Annotated in this window: 14 protein-coding genes; 8 read left to right on the top strand and 6 right to left on the bottom strand. The window is 73.3% G+C overall.

What is annotated here, in order from left to right:
* The first annotated feature begins 64 nt into the window (after positions 1–64).
* A complete protein-coding gene (locus ACGFQ9_RS11580; protein ID WP_393573531.1) occupies positions 65–844 on the top strand; it encodes a VOC family protein in 780 nt (259 codons plus the stop codon).
* A gap of 118 nt (positions 845–962) precedes the next feature.
* Here ACGFQ9_RS11580 and ACGFQ9_RS11575 read toward each other — a convergent pair whose 3' ends face one another.
* The 3 genes from ACGFQ9_RS11575 to ACGFQ9_RS11565 all read right to left on the bottom strand — a co-directional run bounded on the left by ACGFQ9_RS11575 (position 963) and on the right by ACGFQ9_RS11565 (position 5,752).
* Entirely contained in the window at positions 963–1,763 is an 801-nt protein-coding gene (locus ACGFQ9_RS11575; RefSeq protein ID WP_393573530.1) for an enoyl-CoA hydratase/isomerase family protein, read from the bottom strand.
* Between the two features lie 438 nt (positions 1,764–2,201).
* The gene (locus ACGFQ9_RS11570) at positions 2,202–4,445 is read right to left on the bottom strand and encodes an acetate--CoA ligase family protein (RefSeq protein WP_393573529.1); all 2,244 of its coding nucleotides are present in this window, start codon (positions 4,443–4,445) and stop codon (positions 2,202–2,204) included.
* Positions 4,446–4,561: 116 nt separating this feature from the next.
* Positions 4,562–5,752 (bottom strand): flavin-containing monooxygenase, encoded by a 1,191-nt coding sequence (locus ACGFQ9_RS11565; RefSeq protein WP_393573528.1) that lies wholly within the window; start codon positions 5,750–5,752, stop codon positions 4,562–4,564.
* A gap of 199 nt (positions 5,753–5,951) precedes the next feature.
* Here ACGFQ9_RS11565 and ACGFQ9_RS11560 point away from each other — a divergent pair, with 199 nt between their 5' ends.
* Together ACGFQ9_RS11560 and ACGFQ9_RS11555 are read left to right on the top strand one after the other, a co-directional pair.
* The gene (locus ACGFQ9_RS11560; protein WP_393573527.1) at positions 5,952–6,404 is read left to right on the top strand and encodes a DoxX family membrane protein; all 453 of its coding nucleotides are present in this window, start codon (positions 5,952–5,954) and stop codon (positions 6,402–6,404) included.
* Positions 6,401–6,862, top strand: coding sequence for a Zn-ribbon domain-containing OB-fold protein (locus tag ACGFQ9_RS11555; RefSeq protein ID WP_393573526.1), 462 nt, complete (start codon positions 6,401–6,403; stop codon positions 6,860–6,862). The genes ACGFQ9_RS11560 and ACGFQ9_RS11555 overlap by 4 nt, the downstream gene beginning before the upstream one ends.
* Positions 6,863–6,864: 2 nt before the next feature.
* Here ACGFQ9_RS11555 and ACGFQ9_RS11550 read toward each other — a convergent pair whose 3' ends face one another.
* Entirely contained in the window at positions 6,865–7,545 is a 681-nt protein-coding gene (locus ACGFQ9_RS11550; protein ID WP_393573525.1) for a pyridoxal 5'-phosphate synthase, read from the bottom strand.
* A 1,499-nt stretch (positions 7,546–9,044) separates the two neighbouring features.
* Complete coding sequence (locus ACGFQ9_RS11545) at positions 9,045–10,235, bottom strand: acetyl-CoA acetyltransferase (protein ID WP_393573524.1); 1,191 nt, start codon at positions 10,233–10,235, stop codon at positions 9,045–9,047.
* Positions 10,236–10,388: 153 nt separating this feature from the next.
* Between ACGFQ9_RS11545 and ACGFQ9_RS11540 the strand changes: the two genes are divergently transcribed.
* The 3 genes from ACGFQ9_RS11540 to ACGFQ9_RS11530 all read left to right on the top strand — a co-directional run bounded on the left by ACGFQ9_RS11540 (position 10,389) and on the right by ACGFQ9_RS11530 (position 12,572).
* A complete protein-coding gene (locus tag ACGFQ9_RS11540) occupies positions 10,389–11,603 on the top strand; it encodes an acyl-CoA dehydrogenase family protein (RefSeq protein ID WP_393573523.1) in 1,215 nt (404 codons plus the stop codon).
* Positions 11,600–12,073 (top strand): nitroreductase family deazaflavin-dependent oxidoreductase, encoded by a 474-nt coding sequence (locus ACGFQ9_RS11535; protein ID WP_393573522.1) that lies wholly within the window; start codon positions 11,600–11,602, stop codon positions 12,071–12,073. Before ACGFQ9_RS11540 ends, ACGFQ9_RS11535 begins: the two co-directional genes overlap by 4 nt.
* Before the next feature lie 79 nt (positions 12,074–12,152).
* The gene (locus tag ACGFQ9_RS11530; RefSeq protein ID WP_393573768.1) at positions 12,153–12,572 is read left to right on the top strand and encodes a zinc ribbon domain-containing protein; all 420 of its coding nucleotides are present in this window, start codon (positions 12,153–12,155) and stop codon (positions 12,570–12,572) included.
* A gap of 34 nt (positions 12,573–12,606) precedes the next feature.
* Here the strand turns inward: ACGFQ9_RS11530 and ACGFQ9_RS11525 are convergent, their stop codons facing one another.
* Entirely contained in the window at positions 12,607–13,254 is a 648-nt protein-coding gene (locus ACGFQ9_RS11525; protein WP_393573521.1) for a TetR family transcriptional regulator, read from the bottom strand.
* A 403-nt stretch (positions 13,255–13,657) separates the two neighbouring features.
* Here ACGFQ9_RS11525 and ACGFQ9_RS11520 point away from each other — a divergent pair, with 403 nt between their 5' ends.
* Together ACGFQ9_RS11520 and ACGFQ9_RS11515 are read left to right on the top strand one after the other, a co-directional pair.
* Positions 13,658–14,524 (top strand): VOC family protein, encoded by an 867-nt coding sequence (locus ACGFQ9_RS11520; protein ID WP_393573520.1) that lies wholly within the window; start codon positions 13,658–13,660, stop codon positions 14,522–14,524.
* 56 nt (positions 14,525–14,580) lie between these two features.
* On the top strand, positions 14,581–17,040 hold the full coding sequence (locus ACGFQ9_RS11515) for a PQQ-binding-like beta-propeller repeat protein (protein WP_393573519.1): 2,460 nt from the start codon (positions 14,581–14,583) through the stop codon (positions 17,038–17,040).
* Positions 17,041–17,072: the final 32 nt, after the last annotated feature.

Genomic DNA, 17,072 nt, shown 5'->3' with positions numbered 1-17,072 from the left:
GAGGGATCCGGACGGTTCCGCCGGGATCCAGACCGCCCCAGACCGACCCTGGAGGACAGACAGCATGCTCGGCACCGACTTCCGCACCGGATCGCCCAACTGGATCGATCTGGGCAGTCCCGACACCACCGGCGCGGCCGCCTTCTACGGCCTCGTCTTCGGCTGGGAGTTCGTCCCGGCCGGACCCGACGCGGGCGAGTACGGCTTCTTCAGGAAGCACCACAAGACCGTCGCCGCGCTCGGGCCGCTCTCGGACGAAGGGGCCAAGAGCGCCTGGATGGTGTACTTCCAGTCGCCGGACATCCAGGCCACCGCCAAGGCCGTGGCGCAGGGCGGCGGCACGGTGCGGGCCGAGCCGATGGACGTGATGGGGGAGGGCTGGCTGGCCCAGTTCAGCGACCCGCAGGGCGCCGAGTTCGCCGCCTGGCAGCCCGGGAAGACCAGGGGGATCGAAGCGGCCTCCGCAGACGACACGCTGTGCTGGGTGGAACTGCACGTCGGCGACCCCGTCGCCGACATCGCCTTCTACCGGACGCTGTTCGGCTGGCGCTCGCAGGAGATGGACGTGCCGGGGATGACGTACCGGGTGCTCAGCATCGGGGAAGGCGACCAGGAGGACGGGTCCTTCGGCGGGGTGGCGCCGCTGCAGGAATCCGATGACGCGCGCTGGGTGCCGTACTTCGCGGTGGCGGACGTGGACACCACCGAGCGGGCCGTGATCGAGAACGGTGGCTCGGTGCTGCTGCCCGGCGTGGACGTGCCCGACGTCGGGCGGATCGCCTGGCTGGAGGACCCGAGCGGGGCGGTGTTCGCGGTGCTGAGGCCGAACCCGCGGCTGGAATAGGGCAGCGGGGGAGGGCGGGAGGGGGAGGGGAGAGGACGAGGGGCGGGGTCGGGGCGAGCGCTGATTCCCGACCCTCGCTCGCCCGGCCCCCGGCCCCTCGGCTCCCCGGCCTCTCCGGTCAGCAGCCCCGGTACTTCGGTGTGCGCCGCTCCACGAACGAGGCCACGCCCTCGTTTGCGTCCGCCGTGGTCATGTTGATCTCCACCGCCGTGGCCTCGGCTGCCAGCGCCGTGGCGCGGTCGCCGTCGAGCGAGGCGTTGACGAGCTGCTTGGTCAGGGCGAGCGCCCGGGTCGGGCCCTGCGCGAGGCGTTCCGCCCAGGCACGGGCCGTCGGCTCCAGTTCCTCCGCCGGGACCACCCGGTTGACCAGGCCGAGCGCCGCCGCGTCGGCGGCGTGCAGTGCGTCGCCGAAGAACATCAGCTCCTTGGCCTTCTGCGGGCCTACCAGCCGCGGCAGCAGGTACGCGCCGCCGCCGTCCGGGATCAGGCCACGGCGCACGAACACCTCGATGAACCGGGCTTGTTCGGCCGCGATGACCAGGTCGCAGGCGAGCGCGAGGTGGGCGCCGATGCCGGCGGCGGTGCCGTTGACGGCGGCGATCACCGGCTTCTCGCAGTCGAGGACGGCGGTGATCAGGCGCTGCGCGCCGCGGCGGATCATCCGGGCGACATCCCCCGCGACCCGCTCGCCGCCCGCCGCGGGCCCGCCGCGCAGGTCCGCGCCCGCGCAGAACCCCTTGCCGGTGGCGGTGATGACGACGGCCCGCAGGGCGGGATCGGCGTCGGCCTCGCCGAGCAGCGCGATGACGCGTTCCCGCTGGTCCCAGGTGACGGCGTTCATGGCCTCGGGGCGGTTGAGGGTGATCCAGGAGACGTTGTTCTCGATGCGGTGCAACACCGCGGCTTCGGGCTCGGCCATGGGGGTGCGTGCTCCACTTCTGAATGAGTGAATAAGCGTGTTCGGCTGGCGGCTGGCGGCTGGCGGCTGTGCGGCGGAGCGCGGGGGGTCCGCTGCGCGGGGCCCTTCCCCACCCCGCCCCTTCCCGGAACCGGGGCCTGCGGCCCCGGACCCCCCCTGTGGGGGCTGCGCCCCCACACCCCGCTCGGCGCTCCCCGCCAGGGGCGCGGGGAACTGCGCGACCAGCCACAACCGGCCCGCAGGCCCGGCACAACGGGGCCGCCCCCGAACCAGGGGCGGGGTCCGGGGCGAAGCCCCGGTTCCGGGAAGGGGCGGGGTGGGGAAAGGCCCGCGCAGCGGACCCGAGCCCCGACTGCGGACAGGCCCCGGCTGCGACAGGCCCGCTGCCGCCTCGGGGCCCGCTGCGGACAGGCCCGCGGTGCCGCCGGCCGGAGGCGGCTATCGGCAGATGGCCAGCGCATCCAGCGCGACCGCGCCCTGACCGCGCGGCAGGACCATCAGCGGGTTGATGTCCAGCTCCGACAGTTCGCCGCCCAGTTCCAGGGCCATCCGCTGGACCCGGAGGACCACCTCCACCAGCGCGTCCACGTCCGCCGGCGGCGCCCCGCGCACCCCCTCCAGCAGGGCGTGGCCGCGGAGTTCGCGGAGCATCGCGCGGGCCTGGTCCTCGCCGAACGGGGGCACCCGTACCGCCGCGTCGTGCAGGACCTCGACGAGGACACCGCCCAGGCCCACCGTGACGGTCGGGCCGAAGAGGTCGTCCTGGGTGACGCCGACGACCATCTCCACGCCCCGCTCGACCATCTGGCAGACCAGGATCCCGTCGAGCGGCACGTTCTCGTACCGCGCGATGTCCGTCAGCTCCCGGTACGCGTCGCGGATCTGGCTCGCCGAGGTCAGCCCGATCTTCACGAGACCCAGCTCTGTCTTGTGGGCCAGCTGCGGCCCGGACGCCTTCATCACCACCGGGTAGCCGACCAGCCCGGCCGCCCGGACCGCCGCCGCCGCGCTGGTCACCAGCTGCTCGCGCGGAACCCGGATCCCGTACGCGCGCAGCAGCTGCTTCGCCGCGTGCTCGCTGAGCTGCTGCCCCGGCCGCATCAGGGCCTGGGCCTTCCGGTACGAGGGCGACGGCGTGCGCGGGGCGTCGTCGAAGGGCGAACGGTAGCCCGTGGTGAAGCGGTGGTGTTCGAGGTAGGAGCGTACGGCGGTGATGCAGTTGCCGAAGGTGCGGAAGGTGGCGACCCGGGAGGAGCCGAGCAGGGTGGTGCGGTAGGCGTCCTCGGTCCCCACCGGGGAGCCCCACACCACGCAGATCAGTTTGTCCGTCTCCTCCGCCGCGTCCACCAGGTCCTGCGCGAGCTTGTCGCTCATGGGCGGGAACGGGCCGGTGATCGGGCAGATCAGCACGCCCACGGACGGGTCGGCGAGGATCGAGTCGATGATCTTCCGGCCGCGCCAGTCGCCGACCGGGTGACCGCCGTTGTCCACGGGGTTGGCGACGTTCAGGTACTCCGGTATCCACTGGTGCAGCTCGGCCTGCCTGGCCTCGGAGAGGGTGGGCAGGGAGAGCCCGGCCTCCGTGGCCAGGTCGGAGAAGTGCGCCCCGGTGCCGCCGGAGATGGAGTAGACGACCACCCCGTCGGCCTGTGGCCTGCGGGCGCGGGCGAGGAGCGCCGCGGTGTCCTGGAGCTCGTCCAGGCCGTCCACCCGGATCACGCCGAACTGCCGCATCGCGGCGTCCACGACGGTGTCCGCGCCGGTGAGCTTGCCCGTGTGGGAGGCGGCCATCCGGGCGCCGGTCTCGGTCCGGCCGACCTTGACGGCGACCACCGGGACCCCGTTGCGGGCGGCCCGGTCGGCGGCGAGCAGGAAGGACCGGCCGTCCTTGAGCCCCTCGACGTAGCAGGCGATCGCGCCGACCTCCGGCCGCTCGGCGAAGTAGGAGATGAAGTCGGCCGTCTCCAGGTCTGCCTCGTTGCCGGTCGGTGCCCAGTGGGAGAGGCGGATGCCCAGCTCCTGCAGGGTGTAGACGGGCCGGCCCTGGTGCCCGGACTGGGTGATCAGCGCGATCGCCGGCCCGTCCAGGTCCTCGCGGAACTCCTGGAAGGCGTTGAGGTTGGTGTTCGGGCCGAGCAGCCGCAGCCCGGAGCGCCGTACGGCCGCGGCGAGCCGGGCCTGCGCCTCCTTGCCCTGGTCCCCGGTCTCGGCGAAGCCGGAGGCGAAGGCCACTGCGAACTTCACCTTCGCCTCGGCGAGTTGCTCGATGACGGGGAGCGGGTCTGCCACCAGCAGGACGGCCAGGTCCACCTGCTCGGGCAGGTCGCCCACGGAGGCGTGGCAGGGCCGCCCGAAGACGGAGGCCCGGGTGGGGTGCACGGGGTGCAGCCGGGCGCCCACGCGTTCCGCCCAGGCGATGAGCTGGCGGGTGATGCCGGTGTTGGGTCTGCCCTCGGCGTCGGAGGCGCCGATCACGGCCACCGACTCCGGCCGGAAGAAGCGGTCGAGGTCGGGTACGTCGGCGTGCAGCGGCCGGCCGCTGACGTCGAGGGCGCCCGCGCCCGCCCCGTCGGCGGTGGGGTCGGCCGTCGTGGAGTGGACGGCGTTGCGGGCATGGTCCCCGCATGCCTCGACCCGTGCGCGGAAGTCGGTGGTGAGGGTGCCGTGAGTAGATCCAAGCATCGTTCCGCCCGCTCCTGCTCGATGACGCAGACAAACGCCATGTGAACTGACGCCTTGTCAGATTACTGAACTGACGCGTCGTCAGGAACAGGCCTGCGCAAGAATGCGGGCAGATGTTACGCGGCGGTACGTCCCGCACGCGCAAGGGACTTGGCGATCCGCTCGGCGTCCAGGGCCATCTCACGGAACATTCCGCTGATGGGGTTCGTGAAACCGGTGAAATACAGCCGTGGCGCATTCGGGGAGGTGCGCGAGCCGTGCACCACTGGCCTGCCGCGCCCGTCCAGCACGTCCAGGTGCCCGACCAGACCCTCCAGTCCCCGCCGGTAGCCGGTGGCCGCGATCACCGCGTCCGGGGTGATGCGCGAGCCGTCCGCCAGGACCACCCCGTCCCCGTCGAAGGCCTCCACTGCGGCGACCGGCACCACCTTCCGGGCCCGGACGGCCGCGATCAGCCCCACGTCCTGCACCGGGATCGCCCCTTCCAGGACCCGGCTGTACAGGCCGGCCTCCGGACGCGGGAGCCCGTACGCCGAAAGGTCCGGCACGGCCACCCTGGCCTGGAGCCTGCCGATCCGGTCCACCAGCCGTACGGGCAGCCGGCGCACCAGGATCCCGCTGCGCTGGGCCGGCCAGCCGGCCGTGGAGCGGCGCACGATGTGCGGGGCGGTGCGCACGGCGAGCCGCACCCGGGCGGCGCCGCCTTCCGCGAGGTCGACGGCTATCTCGGCGCCGGTGTTGCCGGTGCCGACGACGAGCACGTCGCGGCCCGCGAAGGGGGCCGGATTGCGGTAGCCCGCGGCGTGCAGCAGCTCCCCGGTGTACCCGTCGGCGCCGGGCCAGGCGGGGAGGGCTGGGGTGTGGTTGAAGCCGGTGGCGATGACCACGGCCCGGGCGGCGAGCCGCCGCCCGCCGGTGGCGTGCAGCACCCAGCCGTCACCGTTTCCGTCCCCGCTTCCGCCTCGGGCGCGCTCGATGCGGGTCACTTCCACGCCGGTGACGATCTCCAGCTCGTGGTGCTCGGCGTACTTCTCCAGGTACCGCACCACGTTGTCGCGGGCCACCCAGCGCCCGAAGCGGCGCGGCATCGGGAGCCCCGGCAGGGCCGAGAGGCGGCGGGTGGTGTGCAGACGGAGCCGGTCGTAGTGGCGTCGCCAGGAGGCGCCCACGGCGTCGGACTTCTCGACGACGACCGCACGGACGCCGCGCGCGCGGAGCGCGGCCGCCACGGCGAGACCTCCGGGGCCACCGCCGATGACGTACACGGGATGCGGCTCGGTGGTGGTCAGGTCAGGCGCTTCAGGCATGAAGGGTGAGCGTACCGTCACGTAGCGTTCATGGGTCTCGGTCGGGCGGGGAATCGGTTGCGGATCGGTCACGGCGGGGGAATGGGGGTGGGGCGGGCGCTCTCGTGCGGGCGTGCCGGAGCTCTTGCGCGGACGCGCCGGATCAGCTGAACTGACGTACCGTCAGATTTGTGCGTGGGAGGGTGGGAGGGGTGGCCGCATGCAGACCATCTGGCTGAGCGGGGCCGAGTGGCTCGCCGTACTGCGGATCGGCCTCGGCCTGTGGTGGCTGGAGAGCTGGCGGCACAAGGACAAGAAGGGCTGGTTCGAGCGCGGTACCGGCATCGCCTGGGCGGCCGACGTGGCGAACAAGCACCGGTGGCCCTTCGTGAAGACGGGCTTCGTGTCGGTGGTGCAGCCGCGGCCGAAAGTGATGGCGTACGTGGTCGTGTACGCGGAACTGGCCCTCGGCCTGGGGCTCGTCCTCGGGTTGCTGACCCCGGTGGCGCTGGTCGGCGGCCTGCTGCTGAACCTGCTCTACCTGGTGCTGATGATCCACGACTGGGCCGAGCAGGGCCAGAACTCGATGATGGCCCTCATCTCGCTCGTCGCGCTCTTCGCGATGAGCTGGCAGACCTGGTCCCTCGACTCGGCGATCGGACTCTTCTCATGACCGGGGCCCCCGCCTCCGGCGGCCCCCGCTTCGACCTGCCCGAGGTCGACGCGTTCACCCGGCCCTACTGGACGGCGGCCGCCGAGGGACGCCTGCTGCTCCGCCGCTGCGCGGCGTGCGGCCGCGCGCACCACTACCCGCGCGAGTTCTGCCCGTACTGCTGGGCCGGCGAGGACCGGGTGGCGTGGGAGCAGGCGAGCGGCCGGGCCGTCCTCTACACCTGGTCGGTGATCCACCGCAACGACCTGCCCCCGTTCGGCAGCCGGGTCCCGTACGTGGCCGCGGTCGTGGACCTGGAGGAGGGCCCGCGGATGATGACGGAGGTCGTCGACTGCGAGGAGGCGGACCTGCGCATCGGCATGCCCCTGGAGGTCACCTTCCGGGGGGAGACGGACGAGATCTCGGTACCGGTGTTCCGGCCGCGCGAACGGCCTGACGCGCGGCAGCCGGGGGCCTGAGGTCAGGGCCAGAGCAGCTCGCGGTCCCACCTGCTATTGGTGCCTGTGCCTGTGCTGATGCCGTCTTCGTCAACCTGTCGGCGGTACCGGAGCCGGACGTGCCGCCGCATGGCGTCGCCCTGGAAGAACTCGACCTCGTCGGGTGTCAGCGTGTACGCCGTCCAGGTCGGGACGGTGGCATCCGGCTCCGCGCCGGCGCGCTCCCACGCGGCGGCGGACGCCCGGACGAGCGTCTCGCGGGTGTCGAGGATCTCGCTCTGGTGGCCGGTGAGTGCCGCCGCGAGGGCCCCGCGGGACCGTACGGCTCCCGGACCGTCGGCGCTGACGCGTCCCCGGATACGGATCTGCTGCGCGACGGCGGGCCAGTAGAAGTGCAGGGCCGCGAAGGGGCGGGCGGCCAGCTGCTGCCCCTTGGCGCTGGTGGCGTGCGTGGCGAAGTGCCAGCCGCGCGCGTCCGCGTCGTGCAGCATCAGGGTCCGTACGTCGGGCAACCCGTCGGCGTCCACGGTGGCGAGCGTCATGGTGTGCGGTTCCACCTGCCGGGCCGCGACGGCGCCCAGGAACCACGAGTGGAAGAGCGTGAGCGGCTCCGCGGGAGCGGCGTCCGCATCGAACCCGGGCAGTTCCCGGTCCCACACGCGCTGGGCGCGCAGGGCTTCGGCGAACTCGGCGTGGGTGGTCACACGAACTCCTCGGTACCGCTCGGGGCCCAGCTTCGGACGTGGCCACGATAGGTGGCGTGGTGGGTGGGGCGGTACGCACCCACGGCCGAGGTGCGCTCGCTGTCCCCCGCGCCGGACCCGGCGGGACGGGGTTGGCCACCCACCCCTGGGGGCTGCGCCCGGACGGAGTCCGGGGCGTGAGCCAAGTACAGCTGACGGCCGTCGAGCGAGGGGGTGTTGGGAGGCGGGAGCGGGATTCCGGTTGTGGGAACGGGTGGGGTGGAGATGAAGCCCCGCCAGGACCTCGGCCGCGTGTCTTGGGCCGGAGCTCCGCTGGGTCGGGGGCGAGAGGGTGCCCGGGGGCTGCCCGTCAGTCCTCATCGTCCTTCCGTGCCGGCCGTCGGCGTCAAGGGCGCGACGTTGTCGCGTCGCCTCCGGCGATGGCCCTTCGGGCCACCCTTGACCCCGACGTCCGTCCCGGAACGACAAAGGACTGTCGGGCGGCCCCCGGGGGAACGGCATAGGGGGACCTACGGGTCGTGAGGCTCTGGCTCCGGCGGGCACGAGCCGCAGCTCCGCTCGGCCAGCCGCCCATCCGGGCGGACGCAGGACCGAAGTCGATCAGATCTACGTAATCCAGCTCGGCCTCACGCGCACCAGATCGCTACGCGCTCCTGTCTCTGAGCGAATGCGGCCCGCCAGCGGCCGGACATAGACCGCCAACGATCGCTACGCGCTCCTGACGAAATGGCGGGTGCGGCCCTCAGGGGCTGGGCGGATGACGCCCACGATCGCTACCCGCGCCTGCGGGATGGCGGATGCGGCCCGCTGTGGGCGGGGTGGCTCGCCATCGATGACTGCGTGCCGCATCCGCCGTCCGGCAGAAGCACGTAGCGAGCGTGGGCGGCCTCTGCCCAACCCCCGGCAGCCCGCGCCCGCCGACAAACAGAAGCGCGTAGCGATCGTTGGCGGTCTATGTCCGGCCCCCGGCGGCCCGCATCCGCCGAGAAATGAGAAGCGCGTAGCGATCTGGTGCGCGTGGGCCGAGCTGGATTACGTAGATCTGATCGACTTCACCGCTGCGTCCGCCCGGATGGGCGGCTGGCCGAGCAGGGCCGCTGCTCGTGCCCGCCAACGTCACAGCCAGGCAGGCCTCGGTCCCTCCATGCCGTTCCCCCGGGGGCCGCCCGACAGTCCTTGTCGTTCCGGGACGGTCGTCGGGGTCAAGGGTGGCCCGAAGGGCCATCGCCGGAGGCGACGCGACAACGTCGCGCCCTTGACGCCGGCGGCCGGCACGGAAGGACGATGAGGACTGACGGGCAGCCCCCGGGCACCTCCCTGACGCCGTCCAGGCGAAGCCGTGGCGCATATCCCGGTCTTGCCCTGCGGGCTGGTCGGCCTCGGGTGGAGTTCTGGCACCTCCTGTCCCGCCCCGCCGCCTGGTTCCGCCGTCCCGTGCGCCGCCCCAGATCCCGACCCCGCCCCAGATCCCGACCCCGCCCCCGTCACCCCCGCCCCCGTCACCCCCGCCCCAGCACCACCGTCCCCGATGAGCAGAACCAGCCGCCCGTGCCTGAGGCGACCGCCAGTTCAGGGAGGTTGCCGTTGCGTTTGCGGACCTGGCCGGGGCCCGCTTCGCCTCGGAGCTGGCGGACCGCCTCCACCAGGAGGAACAGGCCGCGCATGCCCGGGTGGCAGGCCGAGAGGCCGCCGCCGTCGGTGTTGACGGGGAGGTCGCCGTCGCGGAGCAGGCGGCCCTTCTCGACGAAGGCGCCGCCTTCGCCCTTCGCGCAGAAGCCGAGGTCCTCCAGGGTGACCAGGGTCATGTACGTGAAGGCGTCGTAGATCTCGGCGAGGTCCACGTCGGACGGGCGGACGCCGGCGCGTTCGAAGGCCAGGCGGCCCGAGACTGCGGCCGGGGACACCGTGAAGTCCTCCCACTCCGACATGGTCGTGTGGGAGACCGAGGTTCCGGCGCCCAGCACCCATACGGGGGACTTCGCGGTGTCCGGGACGTACTCCTCCGCCGCCAGGAGCACCGCGCAGCCGCCGTCCGAGCGGATGCAGCAGTGCAGCTTGGTGAAGGGGTCCGCGATCATGTCCCCGGACAGGACGTCCTCGACCGTGATTGGGTCGCGGAACATGGCGTCCGGGTTGGTCGCGGCGTTCGCCCGGGCCTGGACGGCGACCTCCGCGAGCTGCTCCAGGGTGGTGCCGTACTCGTGCATGTGGCGCCGGGCGGCCATGGCGTACTTGGAGATCAGCGTGTGCCCGTACGGGACCTCGAACTGGAGCGGGCCCCGCGCGCCGAAGGAGAGGTTCGAGGTGCGGCGGCGGGCCTTGATGTCGGCCCGGGCCGTCGAGCCGTAGACCAGCAGGACGGCGTTCACCGAGCCCGCCGCGATGGCGTCGGCGGCGTGCGCGGCCATGACCTCCCAGGTTGAGCCGCCGACCGAGGTGGAGTCCACCCAGGTGGGGCGCAGGCCGAGGTACTCGGCGACCTCGACCGGGGCCAGGGTGCCCAGTCCGGCCGAGGCGAAGCCGTCGACCACCGAGCGGTCCAGGCCCGAGTCGGCGAGGGCGCGGCGCGCGGCCTGGGCGTGCAGTGCGTACGGGGTGGGGCCGTCCACCCGTCCGCAGTCCGAGAGCGCGACGCCGACGACGGCCACTTTGCGGCGTTCCTTGACGTTGACCACGATGCTTCCCGCCATGAATCTGACGGTACATCAGATCGCGGCGATCGGTACATCCGTCGTATCCGTCGCCGTCCGGTCACCCGCCCCCTCCGGTCGGCGCCTTGCTCTGGGCATCTCCCCTCGCCCGCTCTAACATGACGCGCCGTCAGATACGGGAGGAGCCCGCCGATGGACGCCGCCTTCACCGCGGAGCAGGACGAGATGCGCCGCACCCTGCGCGAGATCCTGGGCAAACGCTGCGGTCCGGACGAGGTCAAGGCCGCCGTCCGGACCGCCGCCGGCTACGACCGCGAGCTGTGGCAGCAGCTCGGCCGGCAGCTCGGGCTGCCGGGGATCGCGGTCCCGGAGGAGTACGGGGGTGTCGGCTGCGGCCCCGCCGACCTGGTGCTGGCCTGCGAGGAGACCGGCCGGGCGCTGCTGCCCTCGCCCCTGCTCGGCACGGCCGTGCTCGCCGCCCCGCTGATCGCGGCCCTCGGCACCGCCGCCCAGCGGTCGGAGCTGCTCCCGCCGCTGGCGGCCGGCGGGCTCACCGCCGCGCTGGTGGTGCCGGGCACCGCGCTCGCCACCGCCCTCGCCCTGACCGGGGACAACGGCGCGGGGGAGTGGTCCGGCGGCGGCCGGGCCGGCGGGGTGCAGGCCCGGCGGGACGATACGGGGGGCTGGCGGCTGTACGGGGAGGCCGCCCAGGTGCTGGACGGGCACAGCGCCGGGCTGCTGCTGGTCGCGGCGCACACCGGGGGGTTCGCGCGCAGCCGCACCCTGCTGTTCCTCGTGCGGGAGGACGCGCCCGGTCTGGTCCGGGCACGGCAGGCCGTCCTGGACGAGACCCGGCCGCAGGCGCGCGTCCAGCTGAGGGACGTACCCGCCGAGTTGCTGGGGGCGCACGAGGACGGCGCGGCGGGCGGCGCGGACGTCCGGGGCGCGCTCGCCGCGGTCGGCCGTACCGCCGCCGCCGTGCTCGCCGCCGAGGCGGTCGGGGCGGCCGACCAGGCGCTGGCCCGGACCGTGGAGTACGTACGGGCGAGGGAGCAGTTCGGCCGGCCCGTCGGGTCCTTCCAGGCGGTCAAGCACCGGCTCGCCGACCTGTACGTACAGGTCCAGGCGGCCCGTTCGGCGGCCTACTACGCGGCCTGGGACCCGGAGCAGGGCGGGCTCGCGCTGGCCCAGGCGCTGGAGGCCCTGCGGATCACCGCCGGCGAGGCCATCCAGCTGCACGGGGGCATCGGCTTCACCTGGGAGCACGACGCCCACCTGTACTTCAAGCGCGCCGCCGCCGACGAGCTGCTCTTCGGTCCGGTGCACCGGCTGCGCGCCCACGCGGCCCACACCGCCGGGCTGTTCACCCCCACCGCGACGGCAGAGGAGAGGGCGGTCCTCCGATGACCCCTGGTCTCAAGCTCATGCAGAAGGTCTCCTCGACGAGGATGTTCGCGAGGATCGCACCGCACTTCATCCCGGCCATGGACAAGGCGGTGCACCGGCTGACCCGCGGCAAGGTCATGCTCAGTGCGCAGATGCTGCCCGGGGTCATCCTCACCGCGAGGGGTGCGAAGAGCGGCGAGCCGCGTACCACCCCGCTGGCCTGCATGCCGGAGCCCGGCGGGGCGACCTGGCTGCTGATCGGCTCCAACTTCGGGCGGCCCGGGCACCCGGCGTGGACCGCGAACCTGCTGAAGCACCCGGACGCCCGGATCAGTTGGAAGGGGCAGGACATCGAGGTCCGGGCCCGGCTGCTGGCGGGGGAGGAACGCGCGGCGGCGTGGCGGGCCGTGCTGCGCTTCTGGCCGCCGTACGCGACCTACCAGGCGCGGATCGAACGCGAGATCCGGCTGTTCCGGCTGGAGCGGCGCTGATCGCAGCACGCACAAGCTCACCACCGACCTTGCCAAAAACCACGGCCTGATCGGTATCGAGGACCTGCGCGTGAACAGCATGACCAAGTCCGCGAAGGGCAGCACCGAGTCGCCGGGCAGGAACGTCCGGGCGAAGGCTGGGATGAACCGGTCGGTCCTCGACAACACTCCCGGGGAGCGGCGGCGCCAGCTCGAGTACAAGGTAGGCCTGTACGGGTCCGTACTTGTCGCCGTGCCCGCATTCCACACCTCTCAGACCTGCGCCCGGTGTGGCCTGGTCGATCCCGAGTCCCGTCAGGGATGCGGCCGGCTGTTCGCCTGCACCCGGTGCGGGCATGAGGACGACGCCGACCACAATGCCTCGGTCGAGATCGAGGCCCGAGCCCGCCGGACGGGTGGCTCGGTCATCAACAGCACGCGCAGCATCCCCAGGGTGCGAGTCCAGGCCACCGGCCGGAGGCGGATGCGTGAAACCCCGAAGCCCGCTCACGCGAGCTAAAGGGAATCGCTCCCATTCATGGGGGCGAGCATCGTCACTTCGTCGGCTTCTTGCCCGTGATGCCGAGGTGCACGAGCAGCGCCAGGTTCGGCTTCAGCTCGGCTTGCTTGACGCCCCAGGTCTGGAAGCCCTTCTGGTGCGAGGCCACGGCCGCGAGCATGGCGACCAGCGAGCCGGAGACCGCGGCCGGGCTGACGTCCTTGTCGACCTTGCCCTTGGCCTGGAGCTCCTTGACCGATTCGGTGAGGGAGTTGGTGACCGAGTTCAGGATCTTCATGCGGATCTTGTAGAAGCGCTTGTCGCCCTCGGCCGCGCCGAGGTCGACGACGCGCAGGATCGCGTCGTTGCTCCGCCAGAACTCCAGGAAGCCGTCGACGAGCTCCTCGGCCGCCTGCCAGCCGGACTTGCCGACCCAGGAGCGGCCCTCGACCAGAGCCGTCAACTGCGCGCCCTCGGTCGCCATTTGCTCGGCGATCTCCAGGACGGCGCCCTCGACGTCCGGGAAGTACTGGTAGAAGGTCGCGGGGGAGGTCCCGGCCTTCCGGGCGACGTCGATCACCTTCACGTCGCGGTACGGCGAGCTGCTGAGCATCTCGCTGAGGCAGTCCAGCAGCTTCTGCCGCGTCGCCTGTCCGCGCCGGCCGGCAACGCGGCCGTCGACGGTGCGTACTTGTCCTGTCATGCCGTCAGCTTACCGAGGGGGGGTCGGGGCGCGATTCGGCCGCCTGCAAATGGGGTTACGGGGGGCTTGGCCTGCGATTCCCTGGCGGGGCGGGGCTGGGAGCAGTGCTCCGCCTGGAGCGGGTCCGACCCCGTGAGCGGGGTCGGGGTGCGGGGACACGCTGCGCGTCCGGCGCGGGCCGGTGTGCCGTGTGCCCACCTCCCCCAGACTCCGTCCGGGGGGACCCCCACCCCCAAGCTCTCGGCTTCGCTCGAGCAGGGGGGACCCCCATCGCCCTGCAGCACGCCTGCCCACACGGCGCGGGGTCCGGAATCGCCCGAATAGTCTTATCAACAGGCTGTGGACAACGGTTCTGGAGGATCATGGGTGGGCGCACAGCATGCCAAAACGGAAGGAAAGGCCCATGGCCGCATTCGCAGAGGGCACCCCCTGCTGGGTGGACGCCTCGCTTCCTGACGTCGAGGCGGGCAAGCGTTTCTACGGTGAGCTGTTCGGGTGGACCTTCACCGCGCCCTCCGCGCAGTACGGCGGCTACACCCAGGCCTACAGCCGCGGCCGCAACGTGGCCGCCCTGGCGCCCAAACCCGACGGCCGGATGCCCACAGTCTGGGGTGTCTACCTCTACACCGCCGACGCCTACGCCGCCGCCCGGCGGATCCGCAGCGCCGGCGGCCAGATGGTCATGGAGCCCATGCCGGTCGGCCCGTACGGCACGGCCGCGATGGCCGCCGACCCCGGCGGCGCCGTCTTCGGCCTGTGGCAGCCCGGCACCCACCACGGCTTCGAGGCCAGCATGGTGCCGTACACGTACTGCTGGACCGAGGTCTACACCCGGGCCCGCGACGCCGTCGACACCTTCTACGCGCAGGTCTTCGGCTACGTCGCAGAGGACCAGGAGGACGCCGGCATCGAGTACCGGACCTGGTCGCCGCCCGGCAGCCCGCCCGGCCCGGACACCGCCGTGGCCGGCCGGACGCTGATCACGGAGGCCTTCCCCGAGTTCATGCCCGCGCATTTCCTGGTGTACTTCGCGGTGCCCGACGTGGACGAGTCGGTGGCGACGGTGCGCCGCCTCGGCGGCCGGGTCAGCGCCGACCCGTTCGACACGCCGTACGGGCGGATCGCGGTCGTCGCGGACAATCAGGGGGCGGCCTTCGCCCTCCTCTCCGAGCCCGAGGCCGGGCCGGAGTCCGGGCCCGGGTCCGGATCGGAGTCCGGATCGGCGGCCGGGCCTGGCGCGGAGTCGGAGCCGGGTCGGCCCGGGGCCTGACAGAATCGGGGTGCGCGGGCCCGGACCTGGGTCCCGTACGGGGAGGTGTGAGGCGAGTGGTGGAGCAGCTGACGCAGCACGACCCGAGACGGATCGGCCCCTTCGAGGTGCTGGGCCGGCTCGGAGCCGGCGGCATGGGGCTGGTCTATCTCGCGCGGTCGGCATCCGGCCGCCGGGTCGCGATCAAGACGGTGCGCACCGAGCTCGCCGAGGACCAGCTGTTCCGGGTGCGGTTCACCCGCGAGGTGGAGGCGGCCCGCGCCGTCTCCGGCTTCTACACCGCGGCCGTGGTCGACGCCGACCCGCGCGCCGCCGTGCCCTGGCTGGCCACCGCGTACGTCCCGGCGCCCTCCCTGGAGGAGATCGTCAACGAGTGCGGGCCGATGCCCGCGCAGGCCGTACGGTGGCTCGCGGCCGGCATCGCGGAGGCGCTGCAGTCCATCCACCAGGCCGGCCTGGTGCACCGCGACCTCAAGCCGTCGAACGTGCTGGTGGTCGAGGACGGCCCGCGCGTGATCGACTTCGGCATCGCCAGTGGTGTCTCCAACACCCGGCTGACCATGACGAACGTCGCCGTCGGCACCCCGGCCTACATGTCGCCCGAGCAGGCGAAGGACTCGCGCAGCGTGAAGGGCGCCAGCGACGTCTTCTCGCTCGGCTCCACCCTGGTCTTCGCGGCCACCGGGCACCCGCCCTACCACGGGGCGAACCCGGTGGAGACCGTGTTCATGCTGCTGCGCGAAGGTCCGAACCTGGAGGGCCTGCCGGACGAGCTCCGGCCGCTGATCGACTCCTGCATGCAGATGGACGCGACGCTCCGGCCCACACCGGCCGACCTGCAGGCGCAGCTGGCCCCGCACCTGTTCGCCGCCGGGGACGACAGCGGCACCGCCTCGGCCTGGCTGCCGGGGCGCGCCGTCGCGATGATCGAGGCGCGGCGGGCCGGGCAGCGCACCAGCGGTGCCGGAGCGGCCGGTGCCGGTGGCGGCGGTGGTGCCGGTGCCGGTGCTCCCGGGCAGGGCCCCACCCACCGCCGCGAGCGCCCGGCTCCCGATGGCCGGCCCGCGCCCGGCGACCCGTGGGCGGACCCGCGCACCGGCCACGCCGCCCCGCCGCGGCCGCAGCACCCGCCGATCACCCCGCCGCCCGGCCAGGTGCCCGCGTCCGCGTCTGCGTCCGCGTCCGCACCCGCACCCGCTTCCGCCGAGCCGGTCCGGCTGGGCGCGTCCCCGGTGCCGATCGGCCCCGGCCCTCGTCCGGTCTCCGCCGCACCGGGCTCGGCCGACTCCGCCACCGGCTGGATCCGCCCGCCCGGCGGATCCGCGGCGTCCGCGCCCGCGGTGCCCGTTCCCGCCGTGCCCCGGCCCGGTCCGGCGCCGGACAGCGGCCGCTGGCGCCCCTGGCGGTTCCGCATGTCCAACGAGGTCTGGGGCACCCCGACCGTCGCCGGTGACCTCCTCTACGTCACCTCCTTCGAGGTCCACGCGCTGGACGTGGGCAGTGGCCGCCGCCAGTTCAAGACCCGCGACGTGGCCTGGGCGATGGCGGTCTCGGACGGCCGGATCCACGCCTCCGACGGTCCGTCGCTGTACGCGCTGGACGCCTCCGACGGCAGCGAGCGCTGGCGGCTCGCCTCCGACGCCTGGGTGTACGCGCTGCGCGCGGACCGGGGCACGGTGCTCACCGCCACGCGCGGCGGCGGCGTCCACGCGTACGAGGCGGCGACCGGGCAGCAGCTGTGGTCCCTGACCGGCGCCCAGACCGACTTCGAGACGGCCGACGCGGCACCGGTCCTGCACGACGGCTACGCGTACGTCTGGCAGGACGCCCGGCTGCGCGCGCTGGACGCCCGTACGGGCCGGGAGGCCTGGTCCTACCCGGTGGGCGACGCGGCCTCCTGCGGCAACGTGCCGGTCCGGGTCACCCCGGCGCAGGACGGGAACGTCTACGTGGCGGCAGGCACCCGGGTGCTGTCCGTGGACCGGGCCTCCGGCCGGGTCCGCTGGCACTTCGAGGCCCCCGCGGCGTTCCTGGCCGCTCCGGCCTTCGCCCCGGGCCCCGCGGTCACCGGCGGCGGTGTCTACCTGGCCGACTACCTCGGCACCGTCTACGCCATCGACGCCGCGACGGGCAAGGACCGCTGGCGCATCGCCACCGAGCCGCGACAGTCCACCGAGCCGGTGGTGGTCGCCGACGGCCACGTCCACCTGGCCTCGGGCAGTGCGCTCTACACGCTGGACGCGGTGACCGGCACCCCGAAGTGGCGGTTCGCGGCGGGCGCCGAGATCACCGGCGCCCCGGTGGTCGCGGACGGCCGGGTGCACTTCGGCTCGGCGGACCACTGCCTGTACACCCTGGACGCGGCGGGCGGCCAGCTGCGCTGGAAGCTCGCCACGGGCGGCGAGATCGCCGGCTCCCCGGTCGCCCGGGCGGGTGTGGTCTACGCGTGCAGCAAGGACCGCTGCGTCTACGCCCTGGACGCCTCGAAGGGCACGGGGACGCGGACGGGGTCCTGACGTGACGCCCCCGGTCCGGGCCCTGCCCGGAC

The sequence above is a fragment of the Streptomyces sp. NPDC048603 genome (genome assembly GCF_043199475.1).
GTDB lineage: Bacteria > Actinomycetota > Actinomycetes > Streptomycetales > Streptomycetaceae > Streptomyces.
The sequence above is the reverse complement of the archived record's forward strand: the minus strand, read 5'-3'. Positions and strand labels throughout refer to the sequence as shown.

Coding starts and splice junctions, on each gene's coding strand:
- ACGFQ9_RS11580 (WP_393573531.1), top strand. CDS start 65: ATGCTCGGCACCGACTTCCGCACCGGATCGCCCAACTGGATCGATCTG.
- ACGFQ9_RS11575 (WP_393573530.1), bottom strand. CDS start 1,763: ATGGCCGAGCCCGAAGCCGCGGTGTTGCACCGCATCGAGAACAACGTC.
- ACGFQ9_RS11570 (WP_393573529.1), bottom strand. CDS start 4,445: ATGCTTGGATCTACTCACGGCACCCTCACCACCGACTTCCGCGCACGG.
- ACGFQ9_RS11565 (WP_393573528.1), bottom strand. CDS start 5,752: ATGCCTGAAGCGCCTGACCTGACCACCACCGAGCCGCATCCCGTGTAC.
- ACGFQ9_RS11560 (WP_393573527.1), top strand. CDS start 5,952: ATGCAGACCATCTGGCTGAGCGGGGCCGAGTGGCTCGCCGTACTGCGG.
- ACGFQ9_RS11555 (WP_393573526.1), top strand. CDS start 6,401: ATGACCGGGGCCCCCGCCTCCGGCGGCCCCCGCTTCGACCTGCCCGAG.
- ACGFQ9_RS11545 (WP_393573524.1), bottom strand. CDS start 10,235: ATGGCGGGAAGCATCGTGGTCAACGTCAAGGAACGCCGCAAAGTGGCC.
- ACGFQ9_RS11540 (WP_393573523.1), top strand. CDS start 10,389: ATGGACGCCGCCTTCACCGCGGAGCAGGACGAGATGCGCCGCACCCTG.
- ACGFQ9_RS11535 (WP_393573522.1), top strand. CDS start 11,600: ATGACCCCTGGTCTCAAGCTCATGCAGAAGGTCTCCTCGACGAGGATG.
- ACGFQ9_RS11530 (WP_393573768.1), top strand. CDS start 12,153: ATGACCAAGTCCGCGAAGGGCAGCACCGAGTCGCCGGGCAGGAACGTC.
- ACGFQ9_RS11525 (WP_393573521.1), bottom strand. CDS start 13,254: ATGACAGGACAAGTACGCACCGTCGACGGCCGCGTTGCCGGCCGGCGC.
- ACGFQ9_RS11520 (WP_393573520.1), top strand. CDS start 13,658: ATGGCCGCATTCGCAGAGGGCACCCCCTGCTGGGTGGACGCCTCGCTT.